The following is a 14,026-nucleotide window of genomic DNA, read 5'->3' as shown; positions in this document are numbered from 1 at the left end:
GTACGTCACCGACTCTGCCCAGGGCCGCTACCGCCCGGCTGCCCCACCGCTAACACCTGGCTAACCGGCCGGTGGCGGCGGATCCCCTACGGGTCGCCGGGCGCCGGGCGGGGCGTTGCGGGCGTCCCTTGGGGGATCTCCGGGGTCTGGGCCTGTCTCGTGCTGGCGAAGCGTTGGCGGTAGTGGGTCGGGGTGGTGCCGAGGTGGCGGGCGAAGGCGCGGCGGAGGGATTCGTCGGTGCCCAGGCCGCTGTGGCGGGCGGCGGCGGTGACGCTGTGGCCGTCGAGGAGGAGTTGCCGGGCGCGGTCGAGGCGGACGCGTTCGACCCAGCGGGCCGGGGTGGTGCCCAGTTCGGCGCGGAAGCGGCGGGTCAGATGGCGGGGGCTGACGGCCGCGGCGGCGGCCAGCGCCGCCAGGCTGTGGTCGGCGGCCGGATCGGCGAGGACGGACTCCAGGACCGGGCGGAGCAGGTCGCCGCGGGCGGGCGGGGCGCCGAGCGCCGCGGAGAACTGCGACTGGCCGCCCGGCCGGTGCAGGAAGACGACCATCTCCCGGGCGATCTCCCGGGCCGCCTCGGCGCCGTGGTCGTCCTCCACCAGGGCGAGGGTCAGGTCGATGCCCGCGCTGATGCCCGCCGAGGTGACGTACCGGCCGTCGCGGAGGTGGAGCGCGTCCGGCTCGACGCGTACCCGCGGGTGGCGGCGGGCGAGGGCGGCGGCGTGCCGCCAGTGGGTGGTGGCGCGGCGGCCGTCCAGCAGGCCCAGTTCGGCGAGGACGAAGGCGCCGGTGCAGACGGAGGCGATGCGTGCCGCGCCGGGGGCGAGCGTGCGGACGGTCGCCAGGAGTGCGTCGTCGGGCGGCTGCTCGGCGAGGCGGTCGCCGCCGGCGACCAGCACCGTGTGGACGGGCCCGGCCTCCGCCGCCGCAACGGTGCCGGTCAGCGCCGGTCCGGCGGCGGTGGTGACCGGCCCGCCGCCGGGTGCGACCAGCACCGTCTCGTACGGGCACCCGAAGCGGCCCGCCTGGTGCAGTACCTCCGACGGGCCACTGACGTCGAGGAAGGTCACGCCGTCGAAGACCACGAGCGCCACCCGGAGCGGACCGGCCGCACCCGGGCGGCATGTCCGGATCTGTGGTTCATCCGGCCGTGAGGACATGGCGTCAGGGTAGGGACCCGGGCGAATCTGGGGGAAGCGGTGCGAGGCGGCCGCCCTTCGTTCGGCCGTTCATCCGTTCCGACCCGAGAGGACGTACCCATGAGTGCATCGATCGCAGGTGTGGAGATCCCGGACAGCGCGCTGGCGCGGGAGGCCACCGAGCTGGTGCGGGAGGCGGCACCGCCGCTGGTCTTCGACCATTCGCGGCGGGTGTTCCTGTGGGGCTCGCTGCGCGGCCGGGAGCAGGGGCTGACGGTCGACCCCGAGCTGCTGTACGTCGGGGCGATGTTCCACGATCTGGGGCTGACCGAGCGGTACCGCCGGACGGATCAGCGGTTCGAGATCGACGGTGCCGACGAGGCCCGCCGGTTCCTGCACGCCCACGGCGTCACCGGCGAGGCGGCCGATCTGGTCTGGACGGCCATCGCGCTGCACACCACGCCCGAGATCCCGCTCCATATGGCGCCGGAGATCGCGCTGGTCACCCGGGGTGTGGAGCTGGACGTCCTGGGCATCGGCTACCACGCGGTCTCCGACGAGCAGCGGGCCGCGGTGGTCGCGGCGCACCCCCGGCCGGATTTCAAGAACGGCATCCTCGCCGCGTTCACGGAGGGCATCAAGGACCGGCCGGAGACGACGTTCGGCAATGTGAAGGCGGATGTGCTGGCGCACTACGTGCCCGGGTTCGTGCGGGGGGACTTCGTGGAGGTGATCAAGAACTCCGACTGGCCGGAGTGAGGCCGCGCGCGGTGCGCCGGGCGGGAGCGGACCCCCGGGGGCCCGTTCACCGTCCCGAGGCCGGAGATGTTCGCCGTCCCGGGGCCGGCGCGGGAAACCGGTCCACGGGGCCGGCGCGGGAAACCGGTCCACGGGGCCGGTGCGGGAAACCGGGCCCGTTCACTTCCCCCCGTTGATCTCCGCCCGCGGTACCGCGCCCGCCCTCACGCCCCATTTGGCGAGGAGCTTCCCGTAGGTGCCGTCCGCGATCAGCCGGTCCAGGGAGGCTCGGACGGCGTCGCGGAGGTCCGTTCGGGACTTGGCGACGGCGATGCCGAAGGGGCGCGGGGCGATCTGGCCGCCGGTGGTGACGAGGGCGGTGTGGGTGGTGAGGGTGCGGGCGGCGACGGGGTACTCGTCGAGGCAGGCGTCGGAGCCGCCCTTGAGGAGGTCGGCGTACGCCTCGTCGGCCGTGTCGAACTCCCGGACGTCCGGCTTCTTCCGGCCCAGTCCGGCCAGGTGCTCGCGGGCGGCCGAGCCCCGCTGCACGGCGACCGTCCGGCCCGTCAGGTCGTCGAGCCCCTTGATCGTCGCGCGGGCGGCGCGGGGGACGACGAGGGCGAAGCCGCTGTGGAAGTAGTCGATCAGATCGACGCCGCCGCGCGGCTCGGAGCCGGTGCCCCGCTGCCGTTCCGGGGTGTCGGTGAGGGCGGAGAGCACCAGGTCGTAGCGGCCCGAGGCGAGGCCGGGCAGGAGCGAGTCGAAGGAGCCGTTCGCGATCACGGCGGTGACGCCCAGGTCGCTGCCGAGGGCGTCCGCCAGATCGATGTCGAAACCGGCGGGCTTGCCCCCTTTGACGAACTCCATGGGTGCGTAGCTGAGGTCGGAGCCGACGACGAGGCTGCCCCGGTCGCGGATCTCGGCCGGCAGCCCGGTCCTCGGGGAGCTGCCGGCGGACGGCTTCCGGTCGGGTCGCGCGTTCCCGACGGACGGGTCCCGGCCGCTCTCCCCCGCGGGCCACAGGAACCAGGCCAGCGCCCCGGCGCCGGCCACGGACAGGCCGGCCAGGGCGCGGCGGCGGGTGGGCCCGGCGCCGCCGGGGCGCGCGCCGGGAGCCGTCTTCTCCGTTCCCGCGGGGGCCGGGCCCGGGTGCGGACCGGGCCCGGCTTGCCCCTGGGGCGGCATGACCGGGGCCGGACCGTACCGGCCCTGCGGGGGCGTGGGGGCGAGGCCGGGGGCCGGGGTGGTCGCGGCGGGGACGGTGGCAAGGGCGTGCGGCGGGACGGCGGCGGCCCCGGGGGATGCGGGTGGGGTGGCGGCCCCGGGGGATGCGGGCGGGCCCGGCGTGCGGTCCGTGCCGTCAGGCGTGCGGTCCGCGGCGTCGGGCGTGGGTTGCATGGCGTCGGGAATCGCGCCGTCCGTCGCGGGGCCCGGCCGGCGGGGGTCGCGCAACCGGTCGGAGAGGCTGCGGAGTTGTGCCGTGACCGGTTCCGGGAGCCAGTTCCCGTACGGGCCCGGGGCGCCGACGCGCGCCGCGAGGTCGGACACCGCGGGCCGCCGCTCCGGCTCCTTCACCAGACAGGACGACGCCAACGCCCTGATGCCTTCCGGCAGTCCGTCGAGCCGGGGCTGTTCGTGGACGGTGCGGTACATGAGGATCTGCGGTTCGGCGCTGCCGTACGGGCCGCCGCCGGTCGCCGCGTAGACGAGGACGCCGCCGAGGGCGAAGACGTCGGCGGCGCCGGTGATGTCGCCGCCGGAGAGGGTGAGTTGTTCGGGCGCCATGAAGCCGGGGGTGCCGAGGGCGGTGCCGGTGGCGGTCAGGGCGGTGTCGGTGGCGGAGTGGGCGATGCCGAAGTCGATGACGCGGGGGCCGTCGGCGGTGAGCAGGATGTTCGACGGTTTGAGGTCCCGGTGGACCAGGCCCTGCGCATGGACCGCGGCCAGCGCCTGGAGCAGCCCGGCCGTCAGTGCCCGCACCGTGGGCACCGGCAGCGGCCCGGTGTCGTGCACGGCGTCGCTGAGCGAGACGCCCGGTACGTACTCCGTCGCCATCCAGGGGATCTCGTCGTGGGGCGCCGCGTCGACGACCGGCGCCACGAACGGCCCGCCGACCCGCCGCGCCGCCGCCACCTCGCGGGCGAACCGCTTGCGGAAGCCGCGGTCGTCGGCGAGTTCGGCCCGCGCGGTCTTCACCGCGACCGTCCGCCCGTCCGCCCCGCGCCCCAGATAGACCCGCCCCATCCCGCCGCCCCCGAGCAGCCCGACCATCCGGAACGGCCCGATCTGCTGCGGGTCCCCCTTGCCCAGCGGACGCACCGATTCCCCCTGCCTGTGGCGTCAGTTGCGTAGGCAGTATCGCGGACGGGGCGGGGAGGGTGGCCATGGGGCGGTGGGCGGACGGGAACGGGCCCCACCGCAATCGGTGGGGCCCGTCGTCTGCCGTGGTGCCCCGCGGGGCCGGGGGTGCAGGTCAGCCGAAGCCGGGGGTGTGCGGGTGCTGCGGTCCGCCGTCATGAGGGGGCTCGGGCCGGTCCGCGGCCGCCGGGGTGTCCGGTCCGTCGGCGTCCGCGGGCGGCATGGCCCACACGCGGCGGGGCGCGGCGGGCGGGCCGGCCGGGGGCGCCGCCGGTCCGTCGTCGGACGGCCCGGCCGGGTCGCCCCACCACAGGGGATCGCCGGTCGGCGGGGTGCCGTTCGCGGGCGGGACCGTGTCGGCTCCCGGTGCGTGTCCCGCCGGCGCCGCGTCGTTCGGCGGCGGTGCGTATCCGCCGTCCGGGGCCTGCTCCGGCGGCATTCCGTAGCCGCGCCGGGGGTCGTGGCCGGCAGGACGGGGGTCACCGGGCCGGTCGGGGCCGTCGAACGGGGACGGGTCCTCGGGGCCGTCGAACGGGGACGGGTCCTCGGGGGCGTCGTACGGGGACGGTTGCGGGGACGGTTGCGGGGCCGGGCCGTGGCCGCCGCCGGGGGCGGAGTGCGGGGCGGCGTCGGGCGCGGAGTGCGGGGCGGCGGGCTGTCCGTTGGCGGCGTACCCGTCCTCGGCGCCGAATCCGCCGCCCGCCTCCTCGCCCTCCGAGGGTGCGCCGGTGAAGAATCCCTCGGGGGTCTTCTGCCTCGCGTCACCGTCGCCGGGGCGGTCGTCGAACGAGGGCGTGGGGGCGGCGGGGGCCTCCTCGGGGCGGTGGCCCGGCCCCCAGCCCTCCTCGGGAGCGGAGCCGCGCGGGGCGTCGTCGGCAGGGGCGGAGGCGGGAGCGGCGTGGTCAGCCGGGGTCCACTGGCCGTCCGGGGCGGTGCCGTGGTGGCCGGGAGGCGGCGCGGCGGGGGCGGTGAACGGCGGCCGGGCCCCGGGGGGCGGGCAGTGGTCGGGGATCAGCCGCTGCCTGATCCGTTCCGCCTCCTCGGAGAGTCCGGAGGCCTCGGTGGTCCGGGCGATGCGTTCGATGTACGCCGCGCGCTCCGGGGTGCCTTCCTTCAGGCCGAGTTCGTCGAGCAGCCCGGCGATGTGGTCGACGGCGTCGCCGCTCGGAACCGTGGCCGTGGCGCCGAACGGGCCCGGCTCGTCCGGCTCGTCCGGCCCGTACGCGCCGTACCGAGGTCCCTCGTCCGTGTCGTCCGGGAAGGCGGAGTCCGGGCCGAAGCTGAACGGCGGCTGCTCCGCGTCCGGCATGGGCGTCCTGGCGGCGTACCCCGTGTCGTCGGCGATCTCCGCGTCGACCGCCTCGTTCACCGCGGCGAGGTAGGACTCGCGGTCCGGGTACCCGGCGACGACGTGCCGGAACGGTTCGGGGATCACGGTGTCGTTGGCGGCGGCGGACAGCTGGGCGAGCGGGCCGATCATGTTGACCGCGTCCTTGACCCGTTCGTCGTGGCGGGCCAGCCACCACACGACGGCGCTGCCGGGCGTCTTGAGCACCTCGTCGCCGAGGTAGGAGCGACGGCTGCGTTCGAAGTGGCGGTGGCGTTCCCAGTCGTCCTCGTCCTTACGGAGCTGGGACAGCTTCTCCAGCCGGATGCGGTCGTCCTCGTCCAGCGTCAGGCTGATGCCGTCGGCGAGCACGGTGATCAGGTCCGCGGCGTCCGTGCGCTGGCAGCCGATCTCGCTCTGCAGCCGGTGGGGCGCGGTCTCCCAGCGCTCGGGGTCCTCCTGGCCGACGACCGCCTGGGCCCGGGAGAGCACGGTGGAGACGGCGAGGTCCGCGAGGCCCGGCTGCGCGGGGCCCGCGCCGCTGCGGAGCGGGCGCCACCACACGGTGGCGGAGAACACGAACGTGTAGTCCGGACGCGCGCTGGCGAGCCGGACGCGGTCCACCCGCCTCTCGTTGAAGGGAGGTTCGGACGGCGCCGTGAGCCTGGTCGTGAAGGGCGTCGGCACGGGCTCCGCCACGGGCGACGGTTCGGGACGGTACGGATCGGGCTCCCGCTCCGGCTCGGCGGACTGGTACACCACCAGCAGGGACAACAACGCCACCAGCGCCAGCGCCGGGAAGACGGTCACCCAGGCGGGCCAGCCGAGCTGCAGCCCGAGCAGGACGGCCACGGAGCCGCCGAGCAGGACGAGGAGGATGGGGACGGTTTTGGTTCGGAACGTCATCGGGGTTCTCCCTAGGGGGCGCCGGGGCGACCGGTCGTGAAGTCCAGGCCCTGCGCGGCGTCGATCTTCTGCCGGAGCTCGGCGGCGGTCACCTGCCGGGCCGCGCGGTCGCGCGGCGACACGGCGGCCGCCGCCCATTCGCAGGTCATTACGTAGAGGTGGTTCAGGACGCCCGGATCGCCGTCGGCCGCGCGTATCAGGGCGTCGGGCGCGCGGTCCCAGTCCGGCCGTTCGTGCACCGCGGTGAAGAGCGCGAGCGCCGACGGCTTCCAGACCGCCGGGGAGTCGGCCCGGGCCAGCACGGCCCGCCAGGCGCCCTGGAGGGACTGCCGGTACGGGCAGAAGCCGAGCCGGGCCGGGGCGATCAGGTCGAGCAGCAGCCGGAACTTCCGCTCCTCCGCACCCCGTCTCACGGTCAGCAACCGGTCGACGAGGCGCGCGTGGAGACGGCGGCTGCCGCACGCCAGGTCCAGCAGGTCCTCCCACGCCACCTCGGCCTCCTCGCCGGAGCGGAGCGCCAGATGGTGCAGACGGACCAGGGCCTGGTCGGGGTGGGTGGCGGCGAGGACCTGCCGGCAGACGCCGGTCAGGACGCGGGCGAGGCCGAGGCTGAGCTGGGCCCCCGTCACCCACTCGTAGATCCGGGCGCGGATACGGCCGGCGTGCCGTGGATGGGCGAGGCCCTGTTCCAGGAGGGCGGCGGCCTCGGCCTCCATCCGGTGGTGGGTGTCGGCGGCGGTCCACTTCTCCGCCACGAACCAGAGGTCATGGGGGCGGTCCACGGCGAGGCACTGTTCGGCGAACCGCACCACCAACCGTTGCCGGTCACCGGCGGTCAGCCCCGGGAACTGCGCGATGCCCGCCACCCAGGTACGCAGCCGGCCCCGTAGATCCGGGTAGTTGGCCCAGAAGTGGCGCCGGACCGCGCCGTCGTAGGCGAGCTTGACGAAGCGGACCCGGCCGTCGTCGTCCCGCTGGATGTCGAGGGCCTGAAGCTGTTCACCGAGGCCGGGCCTGGCCAGCAGCGGCGTTCCGTCGTCCTCGTGTCCGAGCAGCCGCAGGAGTGCAGCGGCACAGCGGTGCACGGCGTCGGCGGTGCCGCCGCTGAACAAGGCCGCGGAGAGCAGCAACACCCGTTCCGGGACGGTGGTGTGCTCCCGCACCTGGTCGGTGACCTCCTTCGACCGGTCGGTGACCGCGGCGAGGGCCTCGGCGCACCATTCGGGGAAGCTCCCGCCACGGGTGTCCCGCTCGCGGGCGCGACGCACCATCTCGGCGAAGGCGGCGATCTCCCGCATCGGTGCCGCGTGGAGCAGCGGCCGCAGGTCCGGCTCCGGCCCGCTGCCCCGCCCGGTGTCGGTGCCGTCCTGCCGGAGGTAGCGGGCGAGTACCCGTGCCCCGTCGGGGCGGCCCAACTCGACCACCAGCGGCGCCAGTTCCTCGTGGATCAGATGGCGGAGCCCGTTCGGCAGGACGACGGCCAGCCGCGCTCCGCGCTCCGACACCTTCGTCCGGTAGACGAGCAGCAGCCGCTGAGCCTTCCGGTAGGACTCGTCGGAGGTGCCGGAGAGGTCGAGCAGGAATCGGTCGCCCGCGGCGATGTCGGGGCCGTTCTCCTCCTTCTCCTTCTCCTCGGCGGACAGTTCTTCGAACCGGCCTTCCGCGGACTCCAGGCAGTGGAGCAGCATCGTGGCGGCGGTCCGCAGCCCGACGCCTTCGGGACCGTCCAGCAGGACGGTGGTTCCGGGCTCCTCCAACCGTTCGGCGGCCTCCCCGTAGTGGGAAGGGGCGATGAACCGGCGGCGCAGCCAGGTCCGGTGGTCCCGCGCGATGGTCAGCGGGTCGGTCCCGGCACGAACCAGATGGGAACTGTCGGCGCTGAGGTACCAGGTGTTCGAGATGTACTGAGACCCGGGCCCGGTGTGCACCGGGCCCTGCGAGCCGCTGACCCAGGTGGCGCCGTCCTCGTCGGTCACCTGTCGCTGTCCTCGGATGCGCGGCGGTTGTCGTGGTGGGTGCCGATGGTGCCGGTGTGGTTCCCGGCGATGTGGGTGCCGCCGACCGGTCCGGCGGCATCGCCCGCGACGTAGTGCGCGCCGTCCCCGGAGAACTGCGGGGCGTGGTGCGTGGTGTTCTGCGCGCCGGTTCCCGTGTGGACGGGCCCGGTCGGCCGGTCGAGGTACGTGCCGTGGAAGCCGCCGGCGAGGTTGCCGATGCCGCCGTTCTGGTGGATGGTGCCCGCTTCCGCCTGGACGCCTTCCACCCGGTTGCCGCCGCCCGCCTCGGCCGCGCTCCGGGCGTTCTCCTCGGGCCCGTGCCGGTCGGCCTCGGCGAGATGCGGGACCAGCTCGGCGATGTCGTCGCCGATGCGCCGGAGGCCGGCGGTGTGGTCGCGGTGGTACAGCCGCCGGTATTGGCAGTCGGCCAGCCAGGCGAGGGCCTTGGGCAGGTCGGGGCGCTCCAGCCGGAGCGTGTCCCCGACCAGTACCGGGATGACCTGCGCCGATTCGGCCGCTTCCAGGATCTCCCGGCGCGTCCAGTCGTCGGGCGCGTCCAGCGCCCGCCTGCCGTCCTTGGCCTTCGCCGTCAGCCAGTCCGGTCCGATCACCGCGAGCAGGACGTGGCAGCGGCGCGCGGCGGCGACCAGCCCCTTGCGGAAGTCCTGGCCCGCGTCGATGGACTTGCTGGCGCGGAAGACCTGATCGGTGCCGAAGCGCCCCGAGAGATAGACATCGAGCGTGGTGGCGGTGGCCTCTTCGTCCTTGGTGCGGTAGTTGATGAAGATGTCGTGCATGGCGGTGTTCGCTTCCTCTTCGGTTCTCTGCGGGTGCGGTCCGCCGCGGGGCGACGGGCCGGGTCGGCGACGGATCGGGGGAGGATCCGGGTGCGGTGGTCGGCGTTTCCGGGCGTGGCGAGACGGGCCGCTGGCGGCGGCCGGGTTCCGGCGCGGAGGCCAGGGGCGGGAGCGGGGCAGCGGCCGTACGGCCGTGGAGTACGCCTCGCCCCTACGGGCAGGCGTCATCGGCCCCGTACGGCGGTGGCATCAGGCGGGGTCCGCCGCCCGGCGACGGGGTGCGTGCGGGGCGGCCGTCAGGGCCGGGTGAGGGTGAGCGCTCTGGAGAGCGCGGGCTGCAGCTCGCGTACGGCGCGGGCGGTACGGAAGCGCGCCAGCTCCCTGGCGAGGTTGCGGACGTCCGCGGTCACGGTGGCGGAGCGGGCGGTCACCGTCAGGTCGAGCAGTTCGGCCGCGAGGGCGCAGGCGCGCTCGACCTCACCGGCCGCGGCGTGTGCCCGCGCGTGGCGGATGCCGTACCGGGTGCGGGAGCGCAGGGCGTGGGGCGGGATGCGCGGGCACTCCCGGTCGAAGACCTCGGCGGCCTCGCGGGGTCGTCCCAGGTCGAAGAGGCACCAGCCGGTGACCATGGCGGCGGGGTCCGTGAGGTGCGAGGTGCCGATCACCGGGTCGCCGCCGGTCCGGGCGGGCTCCGCGGCGAACATCGCGCGGGCCCGGTCGAGGCTGCGCAGGCAGGCGCGCTCGTCACCGGCGAGCGCATGGCCCTGGGCCTCCCGCTGCGCGGCCAGCCCCCGGATGCGGGACGGCAGCCGCTCCGACTGCGCACGGCCCGCGAGCGCGACGGTGCCCGCCGCGTCGTGGTCGTAGAAGGCCACCAGCGCCTGCCGGACCAGGGCGTACGACGACAGGTCGCGGTCGCCGCCGGCCTCCGCCAGATCGACGGCCTTGGCGGTCCAGTCGAGTGCGGCGCGGTTGTCGCCGCTCTCCTGCGCCATCCAGCCGGTGTAGTTGGCGAAGTGCGCGGCGAGGACGAGGAGTTCGGCGCCGTCGGCGGAGCCCTGTGCCACCGCGAGCTGGGCGACGGTGCGGGTCTGCACCCCGAGCAGGTCGAGCAGGGAGCCCGGGTCCGCGCTCTGCCCGAGGCGGCGCATCTGCTCCAGCTGCGCCCGGAACGGATCGGCGAGCGAGACGCCGGCGGGCCGGGCGGCCACGGTGCCGGCGCCGGCGCCGGTGGGCAGGTTGTAGCCGATCAGGGAGGCCGCGCCGGCAGTGAGCAGGCCGCGTCGGCCGACGGGCCGGTCGGCCAGTGCTAATGCGCCGGCCAGGTCGGGCAGTTCCTCCTCCGCCAGCTCCTGCAGCCGGCCGGCGGCCTGGAACAGGGCGTCGCAGCGGCGGGCCAGCGCGACGGAGGGCCGCTTCTCCCCGCGTTCGATGCGACTGAGGTGGCTGCGGCTGTAGTTGGTCTCCTGCGCCAGGTCGTGCAGCGTGCGTCCGGCCTGCTCCCGCAGGCGACGCAGTTCGCCCCCGAAGGTCGGGTTCATGGGCATGCCAAGTCCTCTCGTCGCGGCGCACGCGTCGACAGATTCGGGTGGGGTCGAAGCGCGATTTCCGCTCCACCACGAGCTTGGCACGCGAAGGGAGTCCCGCACGGCAATCCGGACGTGTTGTCCGTTGCCTCTTTCCGGTAACCGGACGCGAAACGGCGAGCCGGGCCGGGCCCGCGCGGCGGCCGCGGCCCGGGCCCGGAAAACGCGGGGACCGTTGCGTGCGCTCTTGCCGCGCTTGCGGTGCGCACACATCACGGAGGGCCGAACACCCGCTCGGAGCTGGCGAGTTGGCGCGATCCCTGCGCCCCGGAGGGCCATCCCGAGGCCGGACCGGGGCCACCCGGAAGGAGCACCGCGCCCGCCCCCACCGGCCGGACGCGGCCCCCCTCACCCCTCCCCCACCACCTCCCTCAGCGCCACGTTCAGTTCCAGCACGTTCACCCGGGGCTCGCCCAGGAAGCCGAGGGTGGGGGTGGTGGTGTGGGTGTCGACGAGGCGGGTGACCTCGGGGACGGGGAGGTGGTTGCGGGCCGCGACCCGGTGGATCTGGAGGCGGGCGTAGGCCGGGGAGATGTCGGGGTCCAGGCCCGAGCCGGAGGAGGTCACGGCGTCGGCGGGGACGTCCGAGGGCTTGGGGGTGTAGCCGGGGACAGTGTTGTCCGCGAGGACGGCCGCCTTGGCCTCCTTGACCGCCTTGACGAGGTCGGGGCTGTCGCCCGCGCGGTTGGTGGCGCCGGAGACCTGGAGCTCGTACTGCGTGTTGACGGTGTTCTGGCCGAGGCCGTCGGACGGGCGGGGCTGGAACCAGCGCAGGTCGGGGGCGGGGGTGGACTCGCCCTTCTTCGGCGGCAGGTCGTAGCGCTGGCCGATGAGCGAGGAGCCGACGACCTTGCCGTCGCTGCGGAGTTCGGAGCCGTTGGCCTGGTGGGGGAAGAGGCCCTGGGCGAGGCCGGTGACGGCGAGGGGGTAGAGGACGCCGCACAGGACGGTGAGGGCGAGGAGGGCGCGGAGCGCGGCGCCGGTGAGGCGGGCGGTGTTGGCCAGGGAGGTGTTCATGGTGGGCGTCACCCGATGCCAGGGATGAGGGTCAGGAGCAGGTCGATGAGCTTGATGCCGAGGAAGGGCGTGATCAGGCCGCCGAGCCCGTAGAGGGCGAGGTTGCGGCGGAGCATGCGGTCCGCGCTCATCGGGCGGTAGCGGACGCCCTTCAGGGCGAGCGGGACCAGCGCGACGATGACCAGGGCGTTGAAGATGACGGCCGACAGGATCGCGGACTGCGGGGACGTCAGGCCCATGATGTTGAGCTTGTTCAGGCCCGGGTACACCACCGCGAACATCGCCGGGATGATCGCGAAGTACTTGGCGACGTCGTTGGCGATGGAGAAGGTCGTCAGGGCGCCGCGGGTGATCAGCAACTGCTTGCCGATCTCGACGATCTCGATGAGTTTGGTGGGGTCGGAGTCGAGGTCGACCATGTTTCCGGCCTCCTTGGCGGCGGAGGTGCCGGTGTTCATGGCGACGCCGACGTCGGCCTGGGCGAGGGCCGGGGCGTCGTTGGTGCCGTCGCCGGTCATCGCGACGAGCTTGCCGCCCGCCTGCTCCCGCTTGATGAGGGCCATCTTGTCCTCGGGGGTGGCCTCGGCGAGGAAGTCGTCGACACCTGCCTCCGCGGCGATGGCCCTGGCGGTGAGCGGGTTGTCGCCGGTGATCATGATGGTCTTGATGCCCATCCGGCGCAGCTCCTCGAACCGCTCCCGCATGCCGTCCTTGACGACGTCCTTGAGGTGGATGACGCCCAGCACGCGGGCGCCGTCCGCGTCGTCGACGGCGACCGGCAGCGGGGTGCCGCCCGCCTCCGCGATGGCCGTCGCGATCCGGTCGACGTCGTCGGCGACGGTGCCGCCGCGCTCGGTCACCCAGGCGGCGACGGAGGCGGTGGCGCCCTTGCGGACCTTGCGGGCCGGGGCCGCGGTGCCGTCCGCCGGGAGGTCGACGCCGGACATCCGGGTCTGGGCGGTGAACTCGATCCACTCGGCGCCGGTCAGCTGGTCCTGCTGCCGGGCGGTGCGGCCGTACTTCTCCACGGCGAGGTCGAGGACGGAGCGGCCCTCGGGGGTCTCGTCGGCGAGCGAGGAGAGCTGGGCGGCGTCGGCGAGTTCGGTGTCGGTGACGCCGGGGACGGGGACGAACTCGGCGGCCCGGCGGTTGCCGTAGGTGATGGTGCCGGTCTTGTCGAGGAGGAGGGTGGAGACGTCGCCCGCGGCCTCGACCGCGCGGCCGGACATCGCGAGGACGTTGCGCTGGACGAGCCGGTCCATGCCGGCGATGCCGATGGCGGAGAGCAGCGCGCCGATGGTGGTGGGGATCAGGCAGACCAGCAGCGCGGTCAGCACGACCATCGACTGTTCGGCGCCCGCGTAGACCGCGAACGGCTGGAGGGTGACGACGGCCAGCAGGAAGACGATGGTCAGGGATGCCAGCAGGATGTTGAGGGCGATCTCGTTGGGGGTCTTCTGCCGGGCGGCGCCCTCGACGAGGTTGATCATCCGGTCGATGAAGGTCTCGCCGGGCTTGGTGGTGATCTTGATGACGATGCGGTCGGAGAGGACCTTGGTGCCGCCGGTGACGGCCGAGCGGTCGCCGCCCGACTCCCGGATGACCGGCGCCGATTCACCGGTGATGGCGGACTCGTCGACGCTGGCGACGCCCTCGACGACGTCGCCGTCGCCGGGTATGACGTCCCCGGCCTCGCAGACCACCAGATCGCCGACGCGCAGGTCGGTGCCGGGGACGCTCTCCTCGTCGGCGCCGGTCAGCCGGCGGGCGACGGTGTCGGTCTTGGCCTTGCGCAGGGTGTCGGCCTGCGCCTTGCCGCGGCCCTCGGCGACCGCCTCGGCGAGGTTGGCGAAGAGGGTGGTCAGCCAGAGCCACGCGGTGATCGCCCAGCCGAACCACTCGCCGGGGTGGAGCAGCGCCAACGCGGTGGTGAGCACCGAGCCGATCAGCACCACGAACATCACCGGGGACTTGACCATCACCCGGGGGTCGAGCTTGCGGAACGCGTCGGGCAGCGAGCGCACCAGTTGCTTGGGGTCGAAGAGCCCGCCGCCGACGCGGCCGCCTTCGGGGTGTTCGGGGGCGGGCGCGTCCTGCTGCGGCGCCCGTTCCTGGGTGACGGTGGACATCGCATCGTCCTCGTGCTTCTCGGAGGGGGTGGGCG

General features: G+C 74.6%; 9 protein-coding genes. 1 reads left to right on the top strand and 8 read right to left on the bottom strand.

Annotated features, from left to right (window positions below; genetic code table 11):
- Window positions 1–86 precede the first annotated feature (86 nt).
- The gene (locus ABT345_RS13550; protein WP_345077830.1) at window positions 87–1,157 is read right to left on the bottom strand and encodes a GlxA family transcriptional regulator; all 1,071 of its coding nucleotides are present in this window, start codon (window positions 1,155–1,157) and stop codon (window positions 87–89) included.
- A 99-nt stretch (window positions 1,158–1,256) separates the two neighbouring features.
- Between ABT345_RS13550 and ABT345_RS13545 the strand changes: the two genes are divergently transcribed.
- Entirely contained in the window at window positions 1,257–1,895 is a 639-nt protein-coding gene (locus ABT345_RS13545) for an HD domain-containing protein (RefSeq protein WP_345077833.1), read from the top strand.
- A gap of 159 nt (window positions 1,896–2,054) precedes the next feature.
- Here the strand turns inward: ABT345_RS13545 and ABT345_RS13540 are convergent, their stop codons facing one another.
- The 7 genes from ABT345_RS13540 to kdpB form a co-directional block, all read right to left on the bottom strand.
- Window positions 2,055–4,193: a protein kinase domain-containing protein gene (locus ABT345_RS13540; RefSeq protein WP_345077836.1), complete on the bottom strand. Its 2,139-nt coding sequence runs from the start codon at window positions 4,191–4,193 to the stop codon at window positions 2,055–2,057.
- Between the two features lie 154 nt (window positions 4,194–4,347).
- Complete coding sequence (locus tag ABT345_RS13535) at window positions 4,348–6,465, bottom strand: hypothetical protein (protein ID WP_345077839.1); 2,118 nt, start codon at window positions 6,463–6,465, stop codon at window positions 4,348–4,350.
- 11 nt (window positions 6,466–6,476) lie between these two features.
- Window positions 6,477–8,441, bottom strand: coding sequence for a hypothetical protein (locus ABT345_RS13530; protein ID WP_345077842.1), 1,965 nt, complete (start codon window positions 8,439–8,441; stop codon window positions 6,477–6,479).
- Entirely contained in the window at window positions 8,438–9,259 is an 822-nt protein-coding gene (locus ABT345_RS13525) for a toll/interleukin-1 receptor domain-containing protein (protein WP_345077845.1), read from the bottom strand. Before ABT345_RS13525 ends, ABT345_RS13530 begins: the two co-directional genes overlap by 4 nt.
- Window positions 9,260–9,555: 296 nt before the next feature.
- The gene (locus ABT345_RS13520) at window positions 9,556–10,806 is read right to left on the bottom strand and encodes an NsdA family TPR-like regulatory protein (RefSeq protein ID WP_345077848.1); all 1,251 of its coding nucleotides are present in this window, start codon (window positions 10,804–10,806) and stop codon (window positions 9,556–9,558) included.
- Window positions 10,807–11,193: 387 nt separating this feature from the next.
- Entirely contained in the window at window positions 11,194–11,862 is a 669-nt protein-coding gene (locus tag ABT345_RS13515) for a potassium-transporting ATPase subunit C (protein ID WP_345077851.1), read from the bottom strand.
- 8 nt (window positions 11,863–11,870) lie between these two features.
- Window positions 11,871–13,991, bottom strand: coding sequence for a potassium-transporting ATPase subunit KdpB (kdpB, locus tag ABT345_RS13510; protein ID WP_345078561.1), 2,121 nt, complete (start codon window positions 13,989–13,991; stop codon window positions 11,871–11,873).
- Between the last annotated feature and the right edge of the window lie 35 nt (window positions 13,992–14,026).

The organism is Streptomyces sp. NPDC000404, from assembly GCF_040300365.1.
GTDB classification, from domain to species: domain Bacteria; phylum Actinomycetota; class Actinomycetes; order Streptomycetales; family Streptomycetaceae; genus Streptomyces; species Streptomyces ramulosus.
The sequence above is the reverse complement of the archived record's forward strand: the minus strand, read 5'-3'. Positions and strand labels throughout refer to the sequence as shown.

Excerpts from the sequence above, each read along its gene's own strand:
- ABT345_RS13550 (WP_345077830.1), bottom strand. The coding sequence starts at position 1,157 with ATGTCCTCACGGCCGGATGAACCACAGATCCGGACATGCCGCCCGGGT.
- ABT345_RS13545 (WP_345077833.1), top strand. The coding sequence starts at position 1,257 with ATGAGTGCATCGATCGCAGGTGTGGAGATCCCGGACAGCGCGCTGGCG.
- ABT345_RS13535 (WP_345077839.1), bottom strand. The coding sequence starts at position 6,465 with ATGACGTTCCGAACCAAAACCGTCCCCATCCTCCTCGTCCTGCTCGGC.
- ABT345_RS13525 (WP_345077845.1), bottom strand. The coding sequence starts at position 9,259 with ATGCACGACATCTTCATCAACTACCGCACCAAGGACGAAGAGGCCACC.
- ABT345_RS13520 (WP_345077848.1), bottom strand. The coding sequence starts at position 10,806 with ATGCCCATGAACCCGACCTTCGGGGGCGAACTGCGTCGCCTGCGGGAG.
- ABT345_RS13515 (WP_345077851.1), bottom strand. The coding sequence starts at position 11,862 with ATGAACACCTCCCTGGCCAACACCGCCCGCCTCACCGGCGCCGCGCTC.
- kdpB (WP_345078561.1), bottom strand. The coding sequence starts at position 13,991 with ATGTCCACCGTCACCCAGGAACGGGCGCCGCAGCAGGACGCGCCCGCC.